We start from the raw sequence: 23,126 nt of genomic DNA, 5'->3' as shown, positions 1-23,126 counted from the left end.
CACGCACGCAGGCGGCAACACAGCAAGGAAAAACCGTGAGCACAACCAAGACTGCAGCACCACGACGCAGGCGGTCCCACTGGCGGCAGTGGGGGCCCGGCCTGCTCCTGATCTCCCCCTCCCTGGTCCTGGTGGCGATCTTCGTCTACGGCATGATCGGGGTGAACATAAACACCTCCCTGATGGACACCCACAAGGCAGCCCAGATCTCCGGCCGTAAGCCCTCCAAGTACGTCGGCTTGGAGAACTTCGTGAACCTGTTCAAGGACCCTGACTTCCAGCACTCGTTCATCAACCTGCTGCTGTTCACCGTGGCCTTCCTGGCAGGCACCCTGGTTATCGGCTTCCTCTGGGCCTGGCTGCTGGACAAGCCCATCAAGGGCGAAGGCCTTTTCCGCTCGGTCTTCCTGTTCCCGATGGCCGTGTCCTTCGTGGCCTCGGGCGTGGTGTGGCGCTGGCTTCTCAACTCCGCCGAGGGTGACAACGCCTCCGGCCTGAACCGCCTCTTTGAGATGACGGGGCTGACCTTCCTGGAGAACAGCTGGACCCAGAACACCACCTTCGGCATCCTGGCCATCGCCCTGCCTGCGATCTGGCAGCTGGCTGGCTACGTCATGGCCCTGTTCCTAGCAGGCTTCCGGGGCATCAGCGACGACCTGCGGGAGGCCGCCCGCGTGGACGGCGCCAACGAGTGGCAGCTGTACAAGTCGATCATCTTCCCTCAGCTGACCCCGATTGCGCTGAGCGCCGTCATCATCGTGGGGCACATGTCCTTGAAGTCCTTCGACCTGATCATGTCAATCACGGACCAGCGCACCTACTCCACCAAGGTCCCGGCGATCGACATGTTCAACTACATGACCGACAACGACTACTCCAACGCCGCCGCGGTGGGGACCGTGCTGCTGCTGGTGGTGGCTATCGCCGTCATCCCGTACCTGATCCACGACGCCAAGGGGAGGAAGTGACATGAGCGCCAACACCATGGCGGCCCCTGCCGCTGCCAGCAAGCCAGCCAGCCAGACCCGGGGTATCGCCTGGGGCACCGTGCTCCGCTACGTGCTGCTGCTGTTCTCCCTGTTATTCGTGCTGCTCCCCGTGTACGTCTTGCTGGTCACCAGCTTCAAGAACGGTGCCGAGGCCTCACCCTCCACCACCTGGTTCCTGCCCAAGACCTGGGACTTCAGCAACTGGGGCAAGGCCTGGGACGAGCTCAGCGGCGGCCTGGTGCGCTCCCTGCTGCTGGTGCTCCCCTCCTCGCTGATCTCCTCCATGCTGGGTAGCGCCAACGGCTTCGTCCTGTCCAAGTGGCGCTTCCCCGGCGCGAACCTGGTGTTCACGCTGATCCTGTTCGGCATGTTCATCCCCTACCAGGCGGTGATGATCCCGCTGATGAGGCTGCTGACCACCGTGGAGGTCGGCATGGGTATCCCCACCCTGATCTTCATGCACGTGGTCTACGGCATCCCGATCTGCACCCTGATCTTCCGCAACTACTACGAGACGATCCCCGACGAGCTGGTGGAGGCAGCCCGTGTGGACGGCGCCGGCATGCTGCGCACCTACTTCTCTGTGGTGCTGCCGATCTCCGTTCCCAGCTTCGTGGTCGTGATCATCTGGCAGTTCACCAGCGCCTGGAACGACTTCCTGTTCGCGCTGTTCTTCGGTGGCGGCGCCCAGTCCGGCCCGGTGACCCTGGCGCTGAACAACCTGGCGCACGGCTCTATCCTGGCCGACTACGGGGCCTCGATGTCCGGGGCGCTGATCGCCTCCGTGCCGACGCTGCTGGTGTACGTCCTCCTGGGCAAGTACTTCGTGGGCGGCCTGATGGCCGGCTCGGTCAAGGGCTGAGCCAGGGACGACGCCGTGACGGGCCGGGGCGCTAGGGCGCCCCGGCCCGTCCTAGTCCCTGCCTGGCTTCCTCCGCCCCGCCGTCAGGTGGTCCCGGTCGCTTCCTCTCCTGGCCCCGCCGTCGCCAGGGGATAGAGTCAGGCCTATGGCCAGACGGAGCAGGAAACGCCCTTACGGGCAGGGGCACGTCCCCCTGGACCTGGGGCGCCTGGCCTCGCTGCCGCGCACGCAGCAGGGGCCCGGAGGGGCTGAGTTCACCGTCCGGCACCTGCGGGGCAGCACCAAGCCCTACACCTGCCCCGGCTGCAACCGGCAGATACCGCCGGGCACCCCGCACGTGGTGGCCTGGTCGAACGAGTCCCTGTTCGGGGCTGACCGGGGCCTGGAGGAGCGCCGTCACTGGCACGGCTCCTGCTGGGAGCGCCGGCTGTGGTGAGCGGCGCCCCGCGCTAGACCAGCGGGGTCTGGCAGCGTTCCCGCCAGCCGGGGGAGAGGGCCTCCAGGGCGTCCAGCAGCGGGATCACGTCGCCGTCACGTCCGCCTTCACCAACCACCAGGGGCACGCGGGCCGGGGCGGGGCTGGCTCCCAGCAGGCGCTCACGCAGCCCCAGGGGCAGCATGAGCACGTAGAAGGCGCCGTCCTCTCCAAGGGCGACCGTGCGGTCCCCGCGCAGGTACCAGCCGCGTAGGGAGGTGCGGGCGGTGCCCCCGTGGTAGCCGCGGGCATGCAGGCGGGCGGGTGCGAGCCCGTCCCGGGCGGCCTGGGCCAGGAAGGCTGAGACGATCCGCTCCGCCTTGGCGTGCTCCGCGTCCTGGCGGGCCCGTAGCATCCGGGCCCGCTCGGCTGCCGCCTTACGACGCTGGCTGGCCCACTGGCTGGGGGAGGTCTGGTCCGTGCTCATGCGACCCCATTGTGCCGCCAGAAGGACGGTCCCCCCACCATTCGGTGAGGGGACCGTGAGCCGGGTACAGGAAGCCTGGGGCAGCCTGTGGGTCCGGGGCTACTTGCCCTTCTTGCTGCTGCCCGTGCCCTTGCCGTTCTGCTCCTGCGCGCCCTGGCCGTCCTTGGAGCCCGAGTCAGCCTCCTCGCCCTTGAAGCTGATGGGGGCCACAGGCTCCGGGATGTGGGAGGGGACCGCCGCGCCCAGGACGCCACGCATCTCGTCTAGGTAGGTGGTCACGGACTCACGCTGCCGCTCCAGGTCAGCGAGCTGGCGCTGGGCGGACTGCATGATCGTGTCGGCGTCCGCCCGGGCGTCCTGCACGATCTGCTCCGCCTGCTCGCGGGCGCTGCGCAGGGTCTCCTCGGCGTTGCGGGAGGCCTCGCTCTGGCGCTTGCGGTTCTCCTCGTCCGTGGTGGTGCGGACCTGCTCGGCACGGTCCAGGGCCTCCTTGAGGCGGGCCTCGGCGTCGGCGGCCTGGGCCTCGGCCTTCTGGATCATCTCCTGGGTGCGCGTACGGGCCTGCTCGTGGGCGTCAGAGTCCTCCTGCGCGGCGGACTCGTGCATGGCGGCGACCTCCAGGGTGGCCTGCTGACGCAGCTCCTTGGCCTCGGCGTGGGCCGCCTCGGCCTCGTCCTTGGCCTGGCGCAGCATCTCGGAGGACTCCTGGCGGGCGGAACCCAGCAGCTCCTCGGCCTCAGCCTTAGCCTTCTCCAGGAGGCTCTTGGCCTCGGAACGGGCGGAGGACAGCAGGGACTCAGCCTGCTCCGTGCTGCTGCGACGCAGCTCCTCAGCCTCAGCGACGGCGGCCTCGCGGGTGGCGGTGGCCTCCTGCTCGGCGGTCACAGATACCTCGGAGGCCTGCTTGGTGGCCTGGGCGAGCAGCAGGGATGCCTTGCGCTCAGCGGCGGAGGTGGTCTCGGCGGCGGCAGCGTCGGTGGAGGCGGTGATCTGAGCGGCCTGGCGCTCGGCAGCGGCCACGAGCTCGTCGGCGCGGGCCTGCGCGTTGGTCAGGGTGGTGGAGGACTCGTCCTCGGCTTGGGAACGCAGGTCGTCGGCGTCGCGGCGGGCGTCACCCAGCAGGGTGGCGGCCTCGGACTCAGAGCGCTGGGAGAGGGTGGCGGCGTTCTGCCGGGTGCGGCTGAGCAGGGCCTCAGCCTCACTGTTCGCCTTGGCCAGGATGGAGGCGCTCTGCTCCTCGGCAGAGCGGAGCAGCTGCTCGATTCGTGAGCCCAGGCCGGCGTAGCTGGGCTTGTCCGCCTCACGCAGACGACGCTTGGCCTCAGCGAGCTCTCCAGCCACGGTCATGGCCCGGGCGTCCAGGGCGGCTACCTCACGGCGGGCGTCAGCGAGCTGGCGCGTAAGCGCCTCCAGGCGCTGGTCCACCTGCGCTCGGTCATATCCACGCATTGTGATTGCGAATTCGGCAGTGTCTTCGGGCACGACTATCTCCTCCTAGCAAGGCGCCTTGGGTGGGGCGCGGTAGTTAGGGATAGATTAAGTGTTGTCGTCCCAGGCCGAAAGCGCAGAAACAGACTAGCGGTAGCCAGGGCTTTCCGCACCTGAAGCGAGGTCCGTTATTGCAACGTTATCTAGTCTTCTACCAGGTTTCTTTGACTATTTTCACAGTTGGAGATCATCTGACGTCCTGTCCGCTCAGGGCGCAGGGTGTGTGATCTTCCGCCCAGGAGCAGGCTTTCTCGGGTGTGGGCGTGGGATTCTGGTGTGCCGAGCGCTTGTGTGCTCAGGCCCACGGACCCCTAACAACATGGTTTGCTGGTGGGGGCTGAACCGAAAACCCAAGGAGTGTCAACTCGTGAGACGACGTATCCTGAGTGAGATCCTCGCGTTAGCCGGACTGGTGGTAGTCATCCTGGCGGTCTGCTCCGCGACCATCTGGAGGCCCAGCTCGACCGCGGTCGCCACGCTCACCTCGACGCCGAGCTCTGCCTACGTCGTCACGCGCCCCGGCGTCCTGGGGGTGGCTGACCCCGAGGTGACCATCACCGCGACGGCCACGGACGCCAGCAGCCCGGTCACGATCGCCGTCGCTCGCTCCGCGGACGTCCAGTCCTGGCTGGCCAACGACCCCCACGAGGCCGTAACCAACCTGGATGGCTGGGACAAGCTCGTCTCCCAGCCGGTGCGCACCACCTGCGACCTGCCTGGGCAGGAGGCCGGTGGGGGCGAGTGCACCGAGCTGGTCGCCACCGGGGCCAACCCGGCCACCTCCGACCTGTGGCTGCGCACCGCCAGCGGCACCGGTAGCGTCACCCTCTCCGTCAACGCCGCCGAGGCGGACCTGGTGGCCCTGGTGGCCACGGACGGCACCTCCCCGGCCCCGAGCCTCTCCCTGAGCTGGCCCCGCACCGTCTCCACCCCCTGGCTGATCCCGGGCCTGGTCCTGGGGGGTCTGCTGCTGCTGGTCGGGGTGTTCGGCTTCGTGCTCGACCTCCAGCTGCGCAGCCAGGAGGAGGCCCGCCGCGCCCGTGCCGCCGAGCGGGCCGCCCACCTGGCTACCGCCGACGCCGTCTCCACCGCCGCTATCCCGCAGGTGGCTGGGCAGGCAGGTACCCCCACCCGGCGGCAGCAGCGGACCCATGAGCGTGCGGGGCTCCTGGAGCCGGAGACGACACCGGCGGAGGAGACCCCGGACGTCCTGAGGGTTCCCCCTGTGCCCGTGCCCACCGCCGAGCAGGTGCCCACCGCCTCCTTCGAGCCGACCAGCGAGCAGATGCGCGAGCACGTCGGCGCCTCCATGGGCACCGCCGTCATCCCCGGCCTGGCCGAGGAGGTTGTGGCGGCGCACCGGGCCAAGCGGATGGTGCCGGAAGGACCGGCCTTCGAGGTGGCCACCGAGACCGGGTCCGATCGCGTGCAGACCGAGACCGACGGCCCGTTCGGCGCTGCGGGCAGCCCTGCGGACTACGACGGCCAGGAGGAGCAGGAGGCGCTGGTGGTGCCCCCGGTGATCGAGCCCATGCTCAGCGCAGGCTCCGCCGACCTGACGGACACCACCCGGATCCCCGTGGTCCGGGAGCCCGAGCCCGCCGCCGAGCCGGCCCCCGGGACGGCGTCGGAGACAGTCGGAGACACCTGGCCCCGCCCCTTCAGGAAGTGGCAGGCTCCCGACCAGGAGGAGCCTGCGGACAGGCCTGGGGACCTGCCAGCCGGACGCCCCGCCAACCACCATGAGGAGAACGCATGATTACCACCCGACGTGCCTTCATCGGGGCTGGCTCCGTGCTCGCAGCGGCCGTGCTGGCCGCCTGTGCGGACGAGGCTCCGCAGGTCTCTGCCGCCAGCTCGGCCCCCTCTGCGGCCCCCGTGCTCGACTCCGAGCGCCTGGTGACCGTGCTGGAGCGCATCCAGAAGGGGCTCGACGCCGCTGACGCGGCCAAGGACCCGGAGAGCCTGAACGGCTTCCTGACAGGCCCGGCCGCCCGGGTCCGCGCCGAGTCCTACACGCTGGCTACCAAGGCAGGTGACGACACCAGGATCCGCCAGCTCAGGACCACCAGCCAGGCCAGCGCCGTGGGCCTGACAAACGAGTTCCCCCGCACGGCGATCACGGTCACGGAGGGCACCGACACCTCCAACGTGCCGCTCCTGCTGGCCCTGACCCAGGCGGACGCCCGCTCCGACTACCAGCTGTGGGGCTGGGTCCAGGTCTTCGGGGGCGCCACCGTGCCCCGCACGGCCTCCGCCGCGGCCGGGTCGCAGCAGATCGCGGCTGACGACCCCAGCCTGGCGGCCACCCCGCAGGCCGTCCTGGAGGCCTACGTAGACGCCCTGAACAACCCGGAGGGCGCCAACGGCACCGCCTTCGCCGACGACCAGCTGCGCCAGCAGGTCGCGCGGGAGCGGGCCAACGACGTCTCCGCCGCCGGAGAGGTAAGCGTCCAGGCAGCAGCCGGGACGGACGGCTTCCAGGGCCTGGCCACCGCCGAGGGCGGGGCCGTGGTCATGACGACCCTGACGGTCACCACCACCTTCAAGAAGACCGTGGCTGGAGGCAAGCTCACGCTGCAGAGCGGAGACATCGGCCCCATGCTCGGGGACAACAAGGAGGTACTGGGAACAGTCACCGCCGTTTATGACGCTATGGTTGCCTTCCACATCCCGGCGGCGGGAGGCGGTCAGGCCACCGTGCTAGGTGCGGAGATCGTGCTGGCAAAGGTGGACCGGGACGACTCACAGGCCCCAACCCCAGCCCCCACCGCCACCGCCACCGCCAACCGCTGAACCAGGAGCACCCATGAGCATGTTCGGGGCCGTAGACCTGTCCAACCTGGCTCCGGCCAAGCCGGCCGCCGCCACGGGCCGTGAGACGGGCCCCGGCCGCCCCGGCCCCGGGCAGGCCCCCCAGCCTGTCCTAGGACTGGGGGTGGCCGGTGACCTGGTGGTCCGGCTGGATGCGAGCAACCTCCAGCAGGTCGCCCAGACCAGCACCCAGCTGCCAGTGGTCATCGTGGTTCACACGGCCCGCGTGGAGGCCTCGGAGCAGGCCGCCGAGCTCCTGGAGCAGCTGGCGGCCGCCTACGCCGGGCGCTTCCAGCTGGCGCTGCTGGACGCCGACGCCGCCCCGGAGGTGGCCCAGGCTCTGCAGGTGCGGGCGGTGCCCACCGCCCTGGGCCTGCTTGCCGGGCAGCCGGTACCGCTTTTCGAGGGGCCGGTCCAGGAGCCCCAGCTGCGGTCCCTGCTGGACCGGCTGCTGGAGCTGGCGGCCGCCAACGGCGTCGACGGCGTGCTGGAGGCCTCCGCGGCGCAGCAGCCCGAGGAGCCGCAGGAGACTGAGACGGAGCGGGCCGCCCGTGAGGCCATTGAGGCCGGTGACCTGGCGGCCGCCGAGGCCGTCTACGACCGGGCCCTGGCCCAGGCCCCGGGGGACGAGCAGCTGCGGGTGGCCCGTGAGCAGGTCCGCCTCATGGCCCGCCTGGAGGGACAGGACCCCCAGGCGCTGCTGGCTGCCTCGGACGTCCCCGGGGCCGGTACCGAGGCGCTGCTGGCTGGTGCGGACGCCGCCCTGGCCCTGGGGGACCTGGACGGCTGCCTGGGCCGCGGGCTGGAGGCCGTGCGCACCAGCAGCGCGGAGGAGCGGGAGAAGGCTCGCAAGCGGCTGCTGGAGCTCTTCGACGTCATCGGGGCCACCGCTCCCGAGGTGGCGCGGGCCCGCCGCACCCTGGCCAGCCTGCTGTTCTGAGCCAGGGGCCAGCTCCCTGGCCGCGCCCCCAGGAGCGCGTCTGCAGGCGGGTACAGCCGTGTACAGCCGCCTCGGGCGCGCTCAGGCTCCTCCGGCGCGCTCAGCCGCCTACAGGCGCGTGCAGGCAGCAGCACAGGCGTAGACACTCCTGGACACTGAGGCGCCCGCCGCACCGGATCCCTCCGGGCGGCGGGCGCCTCAGCCGTAAGCGCGCTCAGGCGATCGGCGCAGCCTCGATGTGCCACACCTCGCGGGCGTAGTCGCTGATGGTGCGGTCCGAGGAGAAGCGCCCGGAGCGGGTGATGTTCACCCAGGCCTTGCGCTGCCAGGCGCGCTGGTCGGCGTAGTCGGCCGCCATGGCGTCCTTGGTCTCCCGGTAGGCCGCGAAGTCACCTAGGACGTAGTACACGTCCGCAGGCTCGTAGGAGGCCTCCAGCAGGCTGCGGCGCAGGTCCGCGAAGCCGCCGGTGCCGTGGTCGTCCAGGGTGCCGTCGATCAGGGCGTCCAGGGCGCGGCGCAGGCCGGGGACGTTCTCGTAGGCGGCCCGCGGGTCGTAGGTCTGGCGCAGGGTGGGCAGCTCGTCCTCGGTGGCCCCGAAGATGTAGGCGTTGTCGTCACCCACCGAGTCCAGGATCTCCACGTTGGCGCCGTCCAGGGTGCCCAGGGTCAGGGCGCCGTTCATCATGAACTTCATGTTGGAGGTGCCCGAGGCCTCCTTACCCGCCATGGAGATCTGCTCGGAGACGTCCGCCGCCGGGATGATGTGCTCGGCGGGGGAGACGTTGTAGTTGTGGATGAACACGACCTTGATCCGCTGGGAGACCACCGGGTCGTTGTTGACCAGCTCACCGATGGTGTTGATCAGCTTGATCACGGCCTTGGCGCGCACGTAGCCGGGGGCGGCCTTGGCACCGAAGATGAAGACCCGCTTGGGGACCTCCAGGGAGGGGTCCTCCTTCATGCGGAAGTACAGGTCCAGCACGTACAGGGCGTTGAGCAGCTGGCGCTTGTACTCGTGCAGGCGCTTGATCTGCACGTCGAAGACGGCGTCGGGGTCGATCTCCACGCCCTCGCGCTCCTTGACCCAGGCGGCGAAGTCCACCTTGTTGGCCCGCTTGACCTCGGCCAGGCGCTGGTAGACGGACTCGTCCACGCTGTCGGTGTGCTGGGCCAGCACGGACAGGTCGGTGACCCAGGCGTCAGAGCCGGTGACCTCGTCCAGCAGGGCGGACAGGCGCGGGTTGCACTGGCGCAGCCAGCGGCGGGGGGTGACTCCGTTGGTCTTGTTGTTGAAGCGCTCCGGCCAGATGGCGTGCCACTCGCCGAGGGTCTCGCGCTTGATGATCTCCGTGTGCAGGGCGGCCACGCCGTTGATGGAGTAGGAGGCGTAGCAGGCGATCCAGGCCATGCGCACCGTGTTGCCGCTGACCGGGGACATATAGTCGATGGTCTCCTGCGGCAGGCCGCGCTGGGCCATGTCCAGGCGGAAGCGGCGGTCGATCTCCCGGACGATCTCGGTGATGCGGGGGAAGAGGCGGTCAAAGATGGAGATGTCCCAGGTCTCCAGGGCCTCAGCCAGCACCGTGTGGTTGGTGTAGGCGAAGGTCTTGGTGACGACCTCCCAGGCGGCCTCCCAGCCGAGCCCGTGCTCGTCCATGAGCAGGCGCATGAGCTCGGGGATGGCCAGCACCGGGTGGGTGTCGTTGAGCTGGATGGAGTTGTACTCGGCGAAGCCGCTCAGGTCCGTGCCGTGGTGGGCGATGTAGTTGTCCACGATCTCCTGCAGGGAGGCGGAGCAGAAGAAGTACTGCTGGCGCACGCGCAGGAGCTTGCCCTCGAAGGTGGTGTCATTGGGGTACAGGACCCGGGAGATGTCGTTGGTGCGCTCACGGTCCACGATGGCCTCGGTGAAGCGCTGGGAGTTGAAGGCCTCGTAGTCGAACTCCTCGACCGGCTCGGCCCGCCACAGGCGCAGGGTGCCGACGTTGTGGGTGCCGTAGCCGGTGATGGGCATGTCGTGGGGGACGGCCTTGACGGTGAGGTCGTTGTAGCGGACCAGGCGGGTGGCCTCCTCGCGGCGGATGACGAAGGGGTAGCCCTCCTCCATCCACGGGTCGGGCTGCTCGGTCTGGAAGCCGTCGGAGAAGAGCTGCTTGAACAGGCCGTAGCGGTAGAGGATGCCGTAGCCGGTCACCGGCAGGTTCAGGGTGGCGCAGGAGTCCAGGAAACAGGCGGCCAGGCGGCCCAGGCCGCCGTTGCCCAGGGCGGCGTCCGGCTCCTGCTCCAGCACGGTGGACAGGTCCTGGCCGAAGGTGGACACGGCCTGGCGGGCCTCGTCCACCAGGCCCAGGTTGGTCAGGTTGTTGAGCAGCGCCCGGCCCATGAGGAACTCGGCGGAGAAGTAGTGCTCCTGGCGGCCGGCGCGGTACTTCTCACTGGTGGCGTGCCAGTCGTCGGCGATGCGCGAGACGACGGCGGCGGACAGGCCCTGCCATACCTCCATGGGGGTGGAGGCGGCGGCCGGGCGGCCTGAGACCGCACGTACCTGGGAGGGCACGGTGCTAGCCAGGTTCTGCGACATACTTCATTCCTCTGTCAGGTGTTGGAGCGATGCTTGCAACTGATTGCAACAGTCTTGCAGATCTTACATGCTGGGCTGGGACGGCACTCGGCCAGCTGCCGGTAAGCATCCCACTTGAGACTACCTAACTAGGCCTGTGTCGCCCAGAGGTGCCAGAGGAAGGGACCAATGGGTCGGGTCACCCTGCGTTCCTCAACCCGCAGACCAGACGACGCCGCAGGCCTATGTGGCGTGGTGCACTGTCTGGGCTCCGTGTGGACGCGGCCCTCACCCTGCAGCGCCCGTGCCCTGAGAAAGGATCTCGGTATGGCCAAGCGGCTACGCAAGACCCTGCCCAAGGACTGGAAGCATCTGTGCGAGACAGCCAGTGTGGAGGAGCTCAAGGAGGTGCTGTCGGGCTGCCAGGTCGGCGCCGTGGACGACCGCTTCTCCAGTCACACCGCCTGGATGCTGAGCTGTACCCCCGTGGAGGTGGTCGAGTGGCTGGTGCGTGAGCGTGGTGCCCACCGCCGAGCACCGCCGGGAGGTCACCCAGATCGGCCAGGACTTCGAGTCCTACCGCCAGCGCTTCAACCCTGAGTGCCTGGAGGAGGCAGAGGCTGCCTTGCGTGGGCTCTACGAGCTCTTTGACGTCACCCCTGTGCCAGCATGCCTGGTGCACGACGGCACCAGCCCCATCGTTCCGGGGCTGGAGTGGCATCAGTGCTGCCCTCTCTCAGATGGCGGACCTGGGTATCCTCCGCATCGAGCTTGAGGAACAGGAGATCCCTCCGAAGGTGCTTGAGGAGATCCGGTCTATTGCCGCGCGTATTAAAAGGGAGGAGGCCGAGCTTCCCGATGAGTTGCTCCGCCAGCTCCGTCGTTCCCTCGTCTTCGTCCATCGTGGTCCTGACGGCTCCGAGTGTCGGCTAGGACTCGGTGCCCAGAGTGAGGGCACCCTCACCTGGCTTGCGACCGCTGGTCCTGCCATAGAAACCTTGAGGCGCGGAGGAGTGCTCGTCGTCGACGAGCTTGACGCGAGCCTTCATCCACATCTCACCGCCACTCTTATCGAGATGTTCCAGGACCCGGATCTCAACACGACTGGCGCCCAGCTCATTGCTACCAGCCATGACACCTCGCTGCTGGGAAACACTCCAACACCCAGGCTTGAGGGTGCCGAGGCGTGGCTGTGCGAGAAGGAGGACGACGGTTCCTCAATCATCTACTCGCTGGCTGATTTCACTGACCTGCGTCGGGGTAGCAACAAGGAGAAGCGCTACCTCGTCGGTGCCCTCGGCGGCGTTCCTAGGGTTGGCTCCTCTGGCCTGCGCCGCATCCTCGCGGCAACGGAGGCCTGAGATGGGGCGAGGTCTCTCTCTCGGGGACATGCGCCCCGTGTACAGCGCCGAGCAATCTACGTGGTCACGAACGGTCGGCGGACCGAGAAGGCGTACTTGGAGGGTCTCAAACAGAGGGTAGGGCGGGAGATTGCGCTCACGGTCCGGTTTGCAACTACCAGGACCAGCATGACGCCCAGCGGCACTACGCGCAGATAGCCGGAGTGCGCCAGGGCGAGGAGAAGTATCTTCCCAAGGGATTCCCTTGGGATGCCGCCCAGGACGCCGCCCAGCGGTGCCGACTCACGGGCGTCCCCGAGCCGGAACCGGACACCCAGGGTCCCTGCCCATCAACGACGATGCCCCATCTGATGCGCAGCCTCGGACTTCTGTAACCCCCCGGTCTCAGCCGTCTTCCTGCTCCTGGCGGTGCTGGTGCTGCTACGCGCCCGCCAGCACCGCTGGTCGCTGGACCAGTAGCGCTGGCGGGCGTTGCTTAAAGGGCTCGGCCTGGCTCGGCTCAGTCGCGCGTGTGCAGCCGGGGGCTTGGCACGCGTCTTCCTCGCCTCGCAGTCCTGAGCAGGCTCGGCCTGGCTCGGCTCAGTCGCGCGTGGGACGCAGGAAGATCGCGCCCATGGGGGGGATGCGCAGGCGCACCGAGGCGGGACGGCCGTTCCACGGCAGCTCCTCCGCCTCCACGTGCCCCAGGTTGCCCACGCCCGAGCCGCCGTAGACCTCCGAGTCCGTGTTGATGACCTCGTCCCAGCCACCGGCGAAGGGCAGCCCCACCCGGTAGCCCTCGTGCGGGGTGCCCGCGAAGTTCACGATCGCCACGATCAGGTCGCTGCGGCCGTCCGGGCCCGTGCCCTTACGCAGGTAGGACAGGACGTTGTGGTCGCCGTCGCCCGCCTCGATCCACTCAAAGCCCCGGTGGGAGAAGTCGTCAGCCCACAAGGCGGGGGAGGAGGTGTAGAGCCGGTTCAGGTCCTGGACCAGGCGCAGCAGGCCCTGGTGGCCCGGGTCGTCCAGGATCCACCAGTCCAGGGAGCTGTCCGAGTTCCACTCCGCGCCCTGGCCGAACTCCTGCCCCATGAACAGCAGCTGCTTGCCGGGGTGCGACCACTGGTAGGCGTACAGGGCCCGCAGCCCCGCCAGCTCCTGCCAGGCGTCACCCGGCATCTTGGACAGCAGCGAGCCCTTGCCGTGCACGACCTCGTCGTGGCTCAGCGGCAGGATGAACTGCTCAGAGAAGGCGTAGACCAGGGAGAAGGTCAGCTCGCCGTGGTGGTAGCGCCGGTTGATGGGCTCCTCCGCCAGGTAGCGCAGGGTGTCGTTCATCCAGCCCATGTTCCACTTCAGGCCAAAGCCCAGGCCGCCGTACTCGGTGGGGGCGGTGACCCCCGGCCAGGCGGTGGACTCCTCCGCGATCATCACCGTGCCCGGGTTCTTGCGGTAGGCGGTGGCCGTGGCCTCCTGCAGGAAGCTGATCGCCTCCAGGTTCTCCCGGCCGCCGTACTGGTTGGGGTGCCACTGTCCGTCCTGGCGGGAGTAGTCCAGGTACAGCATGGAGGCGACGGCGTCCACGCGCAGGCCGTCCACGTGGAACTCGCTCAGCCAGTACAGGGCGTTGGCCACCAGGAAGTTGCGCACCTCGTTGCGGCCGAAGTTGAAGATGTAGGTGCCCCAGTCCGGGTGCTCGCCCCGCTGCGGGTCCGGGTCCTCGTACAGGGGCGTGCCGTCAAAGCGGGCCAGCGCCCACTCGTCCTTGGGGAAGTGCGCCGGCACCCAGTCCAGGATCACGCCGATACCCGCCTGGTGGAGCTGGTCCACCAGGTAGCGGAAGTCGTCCGGCGTGCCGAAGCGCGCCGTCGGGGCGTAGTAGCCGGTCACCTGGTAGCCCCAGGACCCCCCGAAGGGGTGCTCCGCCACCGGCATGAACTCCACGTGCGTGAAGCCCGCCTCCTTGACGTAGGGCACCAGCTCGTCGGCCAGCCCCCGGTAGCCCAGGCCCTGCCGCCAGGAGCCGATGTGCAGCTCGTAGATGCTCATGGGGCCCGAGTGCGGGTCCTTCTGGGCGCGGGCCTCCATCCACTCGGCGTCACCCCACTGGTGGAAACGGTCCGTGACCACCGAGGCGGTGGCCGGAGGCACCTCCGTGGCCCGGGCCAGCGGGTCAGCCTTCTGGTGCCAGGAGCCGTCAGCGTTGCAGATCTCGAACTTGTAGCGCGCCCCCACGCCCACGCCGGGCAGGAACAGCTCCCACACCCCCGAGGCGCCCAGGGAGCGCATGGCTGAGGCCGTGCCGTCCCAGTAGTTGAAGTCACCGACCACGCGCACCGCCCGGGCGTTAGGGGCCCACACCGCGAAGGCAGTGCCCTCCACCTCGCCCATAGGCCCCGAGAAGTGCTTCAGGTGCGCGCCCAGCACCTCCCACAGCTCCTCGTGCCGCCCCTCCGAGATCAGGTAGGTATCCATCTCGCCCAGGGTCGGCAGGAAGCGGTAGGGGTCGTCAACCGTGGTGGTCTCCTCCCCGTAGGTCACCGCGATGCGGTAGTCAGGAACCTCGGTGCCCGGCAGCACCGCCGTCCACACGCCGTCCTGCTCGTGCTCGGCCGGGAAGGTGCCAGCGGTGGTGACCACGGCGACGGCGTCGGCCAGGTGGCGCACCGTGCGGATCGTGACGCTGTCCGGGCCCACGTGGGCACCAAGGACCTCGTGCGGGTTGTGGTACCGCGCGTAGGCCACGTCGGCCAGGACCCAGGGGTCCACGTGGACGGGGGCGGGGGAAGGGGCGGGCGTGCTCGCGTCAGTCATGTCTTAACTGTTCCATGTTCGGGCACCGACGGGGGTGCGTTCGGGTGGGAATCGGACTGTGGTCGCAGTCGGGGACGGGGGTAGGGTGGCAAGGCAGGCGGTAGGTCCTGCTCAGTGCTTGTCTAGCGGCTCCTCACGGGAACAGTAACCGCTCCAGGCCAGCCACCGGGACCGGCAGCCAGGTGGGGCGGTTACGGGCCTCGTAGACAGCCTCGTACAAGGCCTTGTCCAGCTCCAGCGCCGTGAGCAGGACCGGGGTGGCAGTCGGGGCACCACCATCGGCCAGGCCCGCCATGAAGGCCTGGCGCACCAGCACCACCCAGTCGGGGTGCGGAGCCTGCCCCATGGCGGCGGCGTAGTCGAAGGAACGCAGCATCCCCGCCACGTCCCGCAGCGGCTGGTCCCGCTCCAGGCGCTGGGCCAGCGGCCGCAGCGGCTCCCCCTCAAAGTCCAGCACGTACCAGCGCTCAGGGGTCTCAGCCGTAGGGCGGGCCAGCAGCACCTGCCCCAGGTGGTAGTCGCCGTGGACCCGGGTGGCTGGGGGCAAGGACTCCAGCGCGGCCAGCCGCGCGTAGACCGCCGCGACCTGCTGCTCCATCCGGGGCAGGCGCTCCACCAGCTGGGGGACCTCCCGCAGGGCCCAGGCGGCACGCTCCCGGAGCCGCCCCGCCAGGACCTGCGGGCCCGGCGCCGGCTCCACCCCCAGGGCCTGGGCCAGCAGGGCGTGCATCTGGGCGGTCGTCTCCCCCAGGGAACGGGCCAGGGCGGTGGCGCGCTCGCGGGCCGGGGAGCCCGGGCCTGCGTCCTGGCCTGCCAGCTCGCAGAACAGCTCGAAGCCGTCGTCCGCGGCGGGCACGAAGGCGCAGGCCACCGCGGCGTCCGCCTCCACCGCCCCCGGCAGCGGCAGGACCGACCAGGCCACCGGGCGGCGCACCCGGTCCCAGCCCGCCTGGGCCAGGGCGACAGGCACCTCGACGTCGGGGTTGCGCCCCGGCTCCAGCACGCGCAGCACCTTGACGATCAGGTCCCCGGTGGCGGCGTCCTCCGGCCCGCCCGCAGTCTCCTGCGGGCGCGGGGCAGGCAGGACCACCGAGGTGTTGGACTGCTCCCCGACGGTCACGCGCAGACGCTCACAGCGCTGGATGACGGCCTGGGCCCCCGCCGGGCTCAGCACCGTGCCCGCCGCCAGGGCGGCAGCCGCCCAAGCCCGCCAGTAGGCGGGGTGGTGGCCACCCTCCACCAGGGCGAGCCCCTGCGGGTCAGCAGGCTCCTGGGGGCCTCCACCAGGAGCCAGAGGCAGGCCCACGTTCCCGGGCGCCTCCCCCGCCGTCGCCAGCCCCTCCAGGGCGCAGGCGCGGTCCAGCACCAGGGGGACGTGCAGCAGCACCGGCGGCGCGGCGGCGTCGTCGCCCCGAGGAACCGACAGGACCAGCTCGCGCACCTCAGGGGCCAGGTCCACACAGGTGGCGATGCTGATCTGCCCGGGGGCGGGGGCCGCCGCGCCCTTCAGCGGGAACCAGCGCCGCTGCCGCAGCCACGGGTCCAGCGCCTGGAGCAGCGCCTGGTCAGCAGGCCAGGCCAGGGGGCCGCTGGGGGAGCCGGGGCTGGCGGCGTCCGTGCTCTCGGGGTCGGTGCTGGCAGGGCTGCTGCCTGAGGCGCTCACAAGGCCTCCACGCGCAGCACGTGCGCCACCTGCCCGGCAAAGGGGTCCAGCCGCACGAAGCCGTTGCCGGACCACTCAAAGGAGGCGCCCGTCAGCTCGTCCGTGAGCCGGATGACCGGCTGGGAGCCGTCCACCCAGCCAGGCAGGCCCAGCTGGTCCAGGTTCAGGTGCACCAGGCCCTCACGGGCGGCGTGGGGGTCCAGGTTGACGACCGTGAGGACCACGTCGTCGTGCCCCGTGGGGCTGTGAGCGGCCTCCACCCGCTTGGAGTAGGCGATGAGAGCGTCGTCCGTGGTGCCGTGGAACCAGACGTCCCGCAGCTGCTGCAGGGCCGGGTGGGCCGCCCGGGCCGCGTTCAGGCGGGTAAGCAGCTCCTCGATCCCGTTGGCCTTGGCGGACTCGAAGTCGCGGGGCTTGAGCTCGTACTTCTCGTTGTCGATCTGCTCCTCGTAGCCCGGGCGGGGCACGGACTCCGCCAGCTCGTAGCCGGAGTAGATGCCCCAGGTGGGGGACAAGGTGGCGGCCAGCACTGCCCGCAGCTTGAAGGCCGGCACCCCACCGTGGGTCATGAAGGGGGTCAGGATGTCGTGCGTGGTGGGCCAGAAGGCGGGACGCATGATGTGGGCGGTGCGCTGGGACAGCTCCACCGTGTAGTCCGTGAGCTCCTGCTTCGTGTTGCGCCAGGCGAAGTACGTGTAGGACTGCTGGAAGCCGATCATGCCCAGGGTGCGCATCATGGCGGGGCGGGTAAAGGCCTCCGCCAGGAACAGCACCTCCGGGTGGTCCCGGCGCACCTGCCCCAGCAGCCGCTGCCAGAAGCTCAGCGGCTTGGTGTGGGGGTTGTCCACCCGGAAGATCGTCACCCCCCGCTCGATCCAGGTCTCAACCACCTCGTGCACGGCCTGGTAGATGCCCTCGGGGTCGTTGTCGAAGTTGAGCGGGTAGATGTCCTGGTACTTCTTGGGTGGGTTCTCCGCGTAGGCGATCGAGCCGTCCGCCAGCACCGTGAACCACTCCGGGTGCTCCTGCACCCAGGGGTGGTCCGGGGAGCACTGCAGCGCCAGGTCCAGGGCCACCTCCATGCCCAGCTCGCGGGAGCGGGCCACCAGGGCCTCGAAGTCCTCCACCGTGCCCAGGTCGGGGTGGATGGCGTCGTGGCCGCCCGCGGGGGAGCCGATGCCGTAGGGGGAGCCGGGGTCGCCCTGGCGGGCCTTGAGGGTGTTGTTGCGCCCCTTGCGGTTGGTGGTGCCGATAGGCGAGATGGGGGTCAGGTACAGGACGTCAAAGCCCATGGCGGCGATCCGGTCCAGGTGCGCGGTGGCGCTGCGCAGCGTGCCCGTGTGCCAGTGTCCCTGCTCGTCCACCCCGGAGCCTAGGGAACGGGGGAAGATCTCGTACCAGGAGCCGTAGAGGGCGGTACGGCGGTCCACCTGCAGCGGGTAGCTGCGGGAGGGGGAGACCAGGTCCCGCAGCGGCAGCCGCTCCAGGACCGCCTGCACCTCCGGGCTGGTGGCTGCCTCCAGGCGCTCAGTCTCCGGGCGGGAGGCGTCGCGCAGGGTCACCACCACGGACTCCAGCAGGGCCACGTCGGCGGAGGCCCGGCCGGGCACGGCGGCGGCCCGCTGCAGGACCCGTGCTCCCTCCTCCAGCATCAGCTCGACGTCGATACCGGCGTGCACCTTGATGGAGGCGTCGTGCTCCCAGGTGGCGTAGGGGTCCGACCATCCCTCGACCCGGAAGGACCAGTCCCCGGGGGCGTCCGCCGCCAGGCGGGCCTCGTAGCGGTCCAGGCCGGGGCTGATCTCGTACATGCGGGCGCTGGGACCGGGGGTGCCGTCAGGGCGGATCAGCACCGCCGTGGCCCCGAAGCGGTCATGCCCCTCCCGGAACACCGTGGCCCGGATCGGGAAGACCTCACCCGGCACGGCCTTGGCGGGCCAGCGCCCGTCCTCCACCACCGGGAACACCTCGGTGACAGGGATACGGCCCACCGGGTACTCCGGGTGGTAGGAGCGGCGGTGGGAGGGCGGGGGCACCGTCTCCTGCGTAGCCGTGTGCTCAGCGAGCGAGGCGTATACGTTGTGGATCGCCGCGGCGGTAGACAAGGGCGTGGAGGCGGAGACGGTGGGGGCCGCGGGCACCGCCAGGCTGGTGGGGGTGGGGGGCACCGTGGCGGTGTCCGCCACCATGGAGGCTGGGGCCAGCGGCTCTGCGCCCGCCACCTGGGAGCCCGCCGCCGTCTCCGGGGAGGCCGCTGCCAGCGGCCAGGTGTTCAGCGGCACGCTCGCCCGCTGCGCCGGGGCCTGTGGGGACGGGGCCTGCGAAGCCGGGGCCGGGCGAGTCTCCGGCTCGGGGGCGAAGACGATAGCGGGCCTGCCCTCCACCATGTCAGGGGACTCCTGCGAGGCCGTGGCCAGGCTGTCTGCCTGCCCCTGCGGCGGCGGCGGCGCAGAGTCCGGTCCCTGGGCGGGCTGGGCCCCGAAACGTCTCGCGAAAGGCTTGTAGTCAGGAGAGGCGTGGCGCGGTCGCTTGAAGGGTGTCACAGGCCAATAGTACGGATTGAAGCGGTATGAGTCACATTCGTGGCCTGTCAGAGGCAGCCGGAGTGCCACCCACAGCAGCCTCCGCGCCCCGGGGCGGTGCCGGTGCCTGCGGCGGTGCAGGGCGTGGCGGCAGACGCCAGCGCGTAAGCGGCTTCCTTAAGCTATCTGGTCCTCTCCGTGCCCGGTCAGCCCCGCAGGCTGCCACTCACGGGCGAGGACCACCATGTTCCTTCAGACGCGCCAGGAGGTGATCCGTCGCCCAGCTGGGCCGGTCGGATGGCCCGCGAACATACCAGGGCACGAGTCATACCTGTTCTGCCTGTTCGGAGGACAGTGCCTCGGGGCTAGGCGGCTGGTGGTCCTCAGAGGCGTCGCCTGGGCTTAAGCCGTCTGCGCCGGCACGTCGTGCCCACGCGAGCGTCAGGGCGCCAAGGGCACCCAGGGCGGGGGCGGCGAGCAGGATGAGCGCAGCGTTACGGCCGTGCCCCAGGGCGGTCGCCACCAGGCCCACTGCGGCCGCCACCGCGCACGTAGCCAGGACGTAGCAGACCGCCACGGCCCGGGGACGTCGTCGCTCCCTCATAGGAGCCTCCTGCAGGCGCATGGCTCGTTCATGTGTGCCAGCCGCACGCCGGGCGCGAGCCGACCTGCTGGACGGGGCGGGCGAGCCGGAGCAGCACTCAGTAGTGCATGTGCATGGCGGTGCGCACCGCGTCCAGGGTCTCGTCCGCCACCGCGTTGGCCTTCTCGTTGCCGGCCCGCAGCACCGACAGCAGGTGGTCCTCATTGGCCAGCAGCTCGCTGCGGCGCGCCCGGACCGGGGCGAAGAACTCGTTGACCGCCTCCGTCGTCACCGCCTTGAGCCGCCCGGCCCCGCCGTCGCCGATCCGCTCCGCGATCTCCTCAGGGGCCCCCGCCCCGCACAGGGAGGCCAGCAGCAGCAGGTTGGACACCTCCGGGCGGCCCACCGGGTCGTAGGTGATGACCCGGTCGGAGTCAGTCTTGGCCTTCCTGAGCGCCTTGGCGGTCTCGTCCGCCGTCATCCGCAGCTCAATGGTGTTACCACGGGACTTGCTCATCTTCTCCCCGTCCAGGCCCAGCAGCAGCGTGGCCTCACCCAGCAGGGCCTCCGGACGGCGGAACACCGGGCGCTTCCTGTCCGCCCGCCCGTAACGCTTGTCGAAACGCTGGGCGATCAGACGGGCCTGCTCCAGGTGCGGCAGCTGGTCCTTGCCCACCGGCACCAGGTTGGCCTGGCAGAAGAGGATGTCCGCCGCCTGGTGCACCGGGTAGGTCAGCAGCAGGCCGCTCATGGCGCGCCCGTCAGTGGCCTCCAGCTCCGCCTTGACCGTGGGGTTGCGGTGCAGCTCGGACTCGGTCACCAGGGACAGGAAGGGCAGCATCAGCTGGTTCAGGGCGGGCACGGCCGAGTGCGTGAAGATCGTGGAGCGCTTGGGGTCCACGCCCACCGCCAGGGTGTCTGCCACCAGGGAGAGCACGCGCTCGCGGATCGGCCCCACGGCGTCCCGGTCAGTGATCACCTGGTAGTCCGCCACCAGGATCCAGGTGTCCACCCCCCGGTCCTGGATCGTGGCCCACGAGCTCATGGTGCCGAAGAAGTGCCCCAGGTGCATGTTGCCGGTGGGGCGCACCCCGGTGAGCATGCGGTAGCGGCCCGGGTTGACGTCCAGGTCAGCCTCGATCTCGGCGCTGCGGGCCACGGAGCGGGCCAGGGAGGCCTCGTTGGTGGAGCTCGCCAGGGACTCCTCGTCGCTGGCGGCGGCAGGGGCTGTGGGCGTCTGGGGCTGCGTCATGGGGGACATCCTAGGGGCACGGGATACGGCGTCATTCACGCCCACTTGAGTCAAGGGGTAGGGAGGCTGTGCTCGCCGGACAGGTAGATGCGCACCGTCAGCGCGTCCACCGACGTCGTGTCCCCCGGCCGGTCATGGCGGCAGCCTACGAACGGCGGCAGCGGCCCGCTGCCCGCACCACGTACCACCGAGGCCGCCGCCCGGGGACGGCGCACCCGGTGCGCCAGGGCGAAGGCCGAGGTGTGCGGTCGCGGCACCGGCCAGTTCGAGTCCCACACCAGGTGGTAGTCCGTGCCCCGGCCCTCCGGGAGCGTGAAGTCCACCTGGTCCAGGGCGCCGTTGATGAGCACCAGCAGGTCGTCGTCACCCACCGGGGCGCCCGAGCGCAGCATCTGCACGCAGCGGCAGTACGGGTCGTGCCAGGACTCGGGCGTCATCTCGGCGCCGTCGGCCCGGTACCAGGACAGGTCCGGGATCGAGTCCCCCGGGGCCGGGGAGCCGGTGGCGTACACCGCCGGACGCAGCACCGGGTGGTGCGCCCGCAGCCCGATCAGGAAGCGCGTGGTGGCCACCAGGTCCCGCTGCCAGCTGTCCAGGTCCCAGTCCACCCAGCTGAGCTCGGAGTCCTGGCAGTAGCAGTTGTTGTTGCCCTGCTGGGTGCGGCCCATCTCGTCCCCGCCCAGCAGCATGGGCGTGCCTGCGGACACGAACAGCGTGGCCAGGATGTTGCGGGCCGAGCGGTGCCGCAGCACCTCGATCGGGCCCATGTCCAGCCCCTCCTGGACCAGTCCCTCAAAACCGTGGTTCCAGGAGCGGTTGTCGTCTGTGCCGTCCCGGTTGTCCTCGCCGTTGGCCAGGTTGTGCTTGTGGTCATAGACCGTCAGGTCCCGCAAGGTGAAGCCGTCGTGGGCCGTCACGAAGTTCACGCTGGCCAGGGGGCCGCGGCCCCCCGCCAGGTCGCCGTGCCCGAACAGGTCCGGGGAGCCGGACAGGCGCGTAGCCAGGTCCCGCAGGTCCGCCCCCGGCCGCCCCTTGGAGATCTCCGCCGCGTCAGACAGCCAGAAGGAGCGCACCGTGCCCCGGTAGCGGTCGTTCCAGTCCTGGAAGGGGGAGGGGAACTCGCCCGTGCGCCAGCCGCCCGGTCCCATGTCCCAGGGCTCTGCGATCAGGACCACCCCCGAGAGCACCGGGTCCGCCGCCATCCCCACCAGCAGCGGGTGGTGGGAACGGAAGTCCATGCCCTCCCGGCCCAGGGTCGTGGCCAGGTCGAAGCGGAAGCCGTCCACCCCGACGTCACCCGCCCAGTAGCGCAAGGAGTCCAGCGCCAGCTGTACCGCGCGCGTGTTGCGGAAGTCCACCGTGTTGCCGGTGCCGGTGACGTCGTAGTACTGGCCGCGGTGGAAGGGCGCGTGCAGGTAGTAGCCGCGGTCGTCCAGACCCCGCAGGGACAGGGTCGGCCCCTCGATCCCGCCCTCACAGGTGTGGTTGTAGACCACGTCCATGATGACTTCCAGGCCGGCCTCGTGCAGCATCGAGACCATGCCGCGCACCTCCGCCAGCACCGCCTGCGGGCCCGCGGCCTGCGCGGCCGCCGTCGCGTAGGAGGGCTCCGGGGCGAACCAGGACAGGGTGGAGTAGCCCCAGTAGTTGCGCTTGCCCTGCAGCTGCAGGAAGGGCTCTGAGAAGGCTGCGTGGATCGGCAGCAGCTCGATGGTGGTGACCCCCAGGGAGCGCAGGTGCGTGACCGTGGCCGGGTGCGCCAGTCCCGCGTAGGTACCGCGCAGCTCCTCCGGCACGCCCGGCAGGTTCAGGGTCAGTCCCTTTACGTGCGCCTCGTAGATCACGCGCTCCTCACGCGGCACCCGGGGGCCCGGCACCACCGGGAACTGCTCGCCGACCACCACTCCCAGCGGGGCCGCGCCCAGGGAGTCCAGGGGGGAGGGGGTGAAGGGCACGAAGGTGGGGTGCAGGTCCTCGTCCACCTCGTGCGCGTACAGGCTCGGCTCCAGGCGGGCCTGCCCGGCGACCGCCCGGGCGTAGGGGTCCAGCACCAGCTTGTTGGGGTTGTGCAGCAGCCCCTCAGAGGGGTTCCAGGGGCCGTGCACGCGGTAGCCGTAGAGCTGGCCCGGGCCTACGCCCTCCACGTGCGCGCTCCAGGCCCCCAGCGCGGGGCCGCGCATGCCCACCCGGCGCTCCGAGACGACGGCGCCCGCGTCGTCGGTCTCCACCAGGCACAGGTCCACCGCCGTGGCCCGGGGGGCCACCACCACGAAGTCGACCCCGCCCGGAACGGGCGTGGCCCCGAGCAGGTGAGGTCTATGTGCGGCCTGGTTGGCAGGCTCCGCTGCGGGGAGAATCGGCAAGGACATGCCTGCCATTGTGGTGAAAGACGGTCAG

General features: G+C 70.2%; 17 protein-coding genes. 8 read left to right on the top strand and 9 right to left on the bottom strand.

Annotated features, from left to right (window positions below):
* The first annotated feature begins 35 nt into the window (after positions 1-35).
* From JG540_RS07525 to JG540_RS07515, 3 genes are all read left to right on the top strand, one after another.
* The gene (locus JG540_RS07525) at positions 36-968 is read left to right on the top strand and encodes a carbohydrate ABC transporter permease (RefSeq protein WP_200275051.1); all 933 of its coding nucleotides are present in this window, start codon (positions 36-38) and stop codon (positions 966-968) included.
* A 1-nt stretch (position 969) separates the two neighbouring features.
* Complete coding sequence (locus JG540_RS07520; RefSeq protein WP_407648309.1) at positions 970-1,851, top strand: carbohydrate ABC transporter permease; 882 nt, start codon at positions 970-972, stop codon at positions 1,849-1,851.
* A gap of 145 nt (positions 1,852-1,996) precedes the next feature.
* On the top strand, positions 1,997-2,287 hold the full coding sequence (locus JG540_RS07515; protein ID WP_200275049.1) for a hypothetical protein: 291 nt from the start codon (positions 1,997-1,999) through the stop codon (positions 2,285-2,287).
* Between the two features lie 13 nt (positions 2,288-2,300).
* On the opposite strand, the gene JG540_RS07510 is transcribed toward JG540_RS07515, so the two are convergent.
* Together JG540_RS07510 and JG540_RS07505 are read right to left on the bottom strand one after the other, a co-directional pair.
* Entirely contained in the window at positions 2,301-2,753 is a 453-nt protein-coding gene (locus tag JG540_RS07510; RefSeq protein WP_200275047.1) for a hypothetical protein, read from the bottom strand.
* Between the two features lie 99 nt (positions 2,754-2,852).
* Complete coding sequence (locus tag JG540_RS07505; RefSeq protein ID WP_200275045.1) at positions 2,853-4,202, bottom strand: coiled-coil domain-containing protein; 1,350 nt, start codon at positions 4,200-4,202, stop codon at positions 2,853-2,855.
* Positions 4,203-4,608: 406 nt separating this feature from the next.
* Here JG540_RS07505 and JG540_RS07500 point away from each other — a divergent pair, with 406 nt between their 5' ends.
* The 3 genes from JG540_RS07500 to JG540_RS07490 are packed head-to-tail and all read left to right on the top strand — an operon-like array spanning position 4,609 to position 7,995.
* Complete coding sequence (locus JG540_RS07500; RefSeq protein WP_200275043.1) at positions 4,609-6,000, top strand: hypothetical protein; 1,392 nt, start codon at positions 4,609-4,611, stop codon at positions 5,998-6,000.
* Positions 5,997-7,037 (top strand): hypothetical protein, encoded by a 1,041-nt coding sequence (locus JG540_RS07495; RefSeq protein WP_200275041.1) that lies wholly within the window; start codon positions 5,997-5,999, stop codon positions 7,035-7,037. The genes JG540_RS07500 and JG540_RS07495 overlap by 4 nt, the downstream gene beginning before the upstream one ends.
* 13 nt (positions 7,038-7,050) lie before the next feature.
* The gene (locus JG540_RS07490; protein WP_200275039.1) at positions 7,051-7,995 is read left to right on the top strand and encodes a tetratricopeptide repeat protein; all 945 of its coding nucleotides are present in this window, start codon (positions 7,051-7,053) and stop codon (positions 7,993-7,995) included.
* Between the two features lie 214 nt (positions 7,996-8,209).
* On the opposite strand, the gene JG540_RS07485 is transcribed toward JG540_RS07490, so the two are convergent.
* Complete coding sequence (locus tag JG540_RS07485; RefSeq protein ID WP_200275037.1) at positions 8,210-10,576, bottom strand: glycogen/starch/alpha-glucan phosphorylase; 2,367 nt, start codon at positions 10,574-10,576, stop codon at positions 8,210-8,212.
* A gap of 490 nt (positions 10,577-11,066) precedes the next feature.
* Between JG540_RS07485 and JG540_RS07475 the strand changes: the two genes are divergently transcribed.
* Together JG540_RS07475 and JG540_RS07470 are read left to right on the top strand one after the other, a co-directional pair.
* Complete coding sequence (locus JG540_RS07475; protein ID WP_200278396.1) at positions 11,067-11,330, top strand: hypothetical protein; 264 nt, start codon at positions 11,067-11,069, stop codon at positions 11,328-11,330.
* Entirely contained in the window at positions 11,296-11,916 is a 621-nt protein-coding gene (locus tag JG540_RS07470; protein ID WP_234042740.1) for an AAA family ATPase, read from the top strand. The genes JG540_RS07475 and JG540_RS07470 overlap by 35 nt, the downstream gene beginning before the upstream one ends.
* 579 nt (positions 11,917-12,495) lie before the next feature.
* Here JG540_RS07470 and glgB read toward each other — a convergent pair.
* The 6 genes from glgB to glgX all read right to left on the bottom strand — a co-directional run bounded on the left by glgB (position 12,496) and on the right by glgX (position 23,098).
* Positions 12,496-14,709 (bottom strand): 1,4-alpha-glucan branching protein GlgB, encoded by a 2,214-nt coding sequence (glgB, locus tag JG540_RS07465; RefSeq protein ID WP_200275033.1) that lies wholly within the window; start codon positions 14,707-14,709, stop codon positions 12,496-12,498.
* A 133-nt stretch (positions 14,710-14,842) separates the two neighbouring features.
* On the bottom strand, positions 14,843-16,372 hold the full coding sequence (locus tag JG540_RS07460) for a phosphotransferase (protein ID WP_407648306.1): 1,530 nt from the start codon (positions 16,370-16,372) through the stop codon (positions 14,843-14,845).
* The gene (locus tag JG540_RS07455) at positions 16,369-18,915 is read right to left on the bottom strand and encodes an alpha-1,4-glucan--maltose-1-phosphate maltosyltransferase (RefSeq protein ID WP_325132793.1); all 2,547 of its coding nucleotides are present in this window, start codon (positions 18,913-18,915) and stop codon (positions 16,369-16,371) included. The genes JG540_RS07460 and JG540_RS07455 overlap by 4 nt, the downstream gene beginning before the upstream one ends.
* Before the next feature lie 304 nt (positions 18,916-19,219).
* The gene (locus JG540_RS07450; RefSeq protein ID WP_200275031.1) at positions 19,220-19,498 is read right to left on the bottom strand and encodes a hypothetical protein; all 279 of its coding nucleotides are present in this window, start codon (positions 19,496-19,498) and stop codon (positions 19,220-19,222) included.
* 97 nt (positions 19,499-19,595) lie between these two features.
* Complete coding sequence (gene trpS / locus JG540_RS07445) at positions 19,596-20,729, bottom strand: tryptophan--tRNA ligase (RefSeq protein ID WP_200275030.1); 1,134 nt, start codon at positions 20,727-20,729, stop codon at positions 19,596-19,598.
* 50 nt (positions 20,730-20,779) lie between these two features.
* Complete coding sequence (glgX, locus tag JG540_RS07440; RefSeq protein WP_407648305.1) at positions 20,780-23,098, bottom strand: glycogen debranching protein GlgX; 2,319 nt, start codon at positions 23,096-23,098, stop codon at positions 20,780-20,782.
* Positions 23,099-23,126: the final 28 nt, after the last annotated feature.

The organism is Actinomyces weissii, from assembly GCF_016598775.1.
Taxonomy (GTDB): Bacteria; Actinomycetota; Actinomycetes; order Actinomycetales; family Actinomycetaceae; genus Actinomyces; species Actinomyces weissii.
This window is presented reverse-complemented; position numbering and strand designations above follow the sequence as displayed.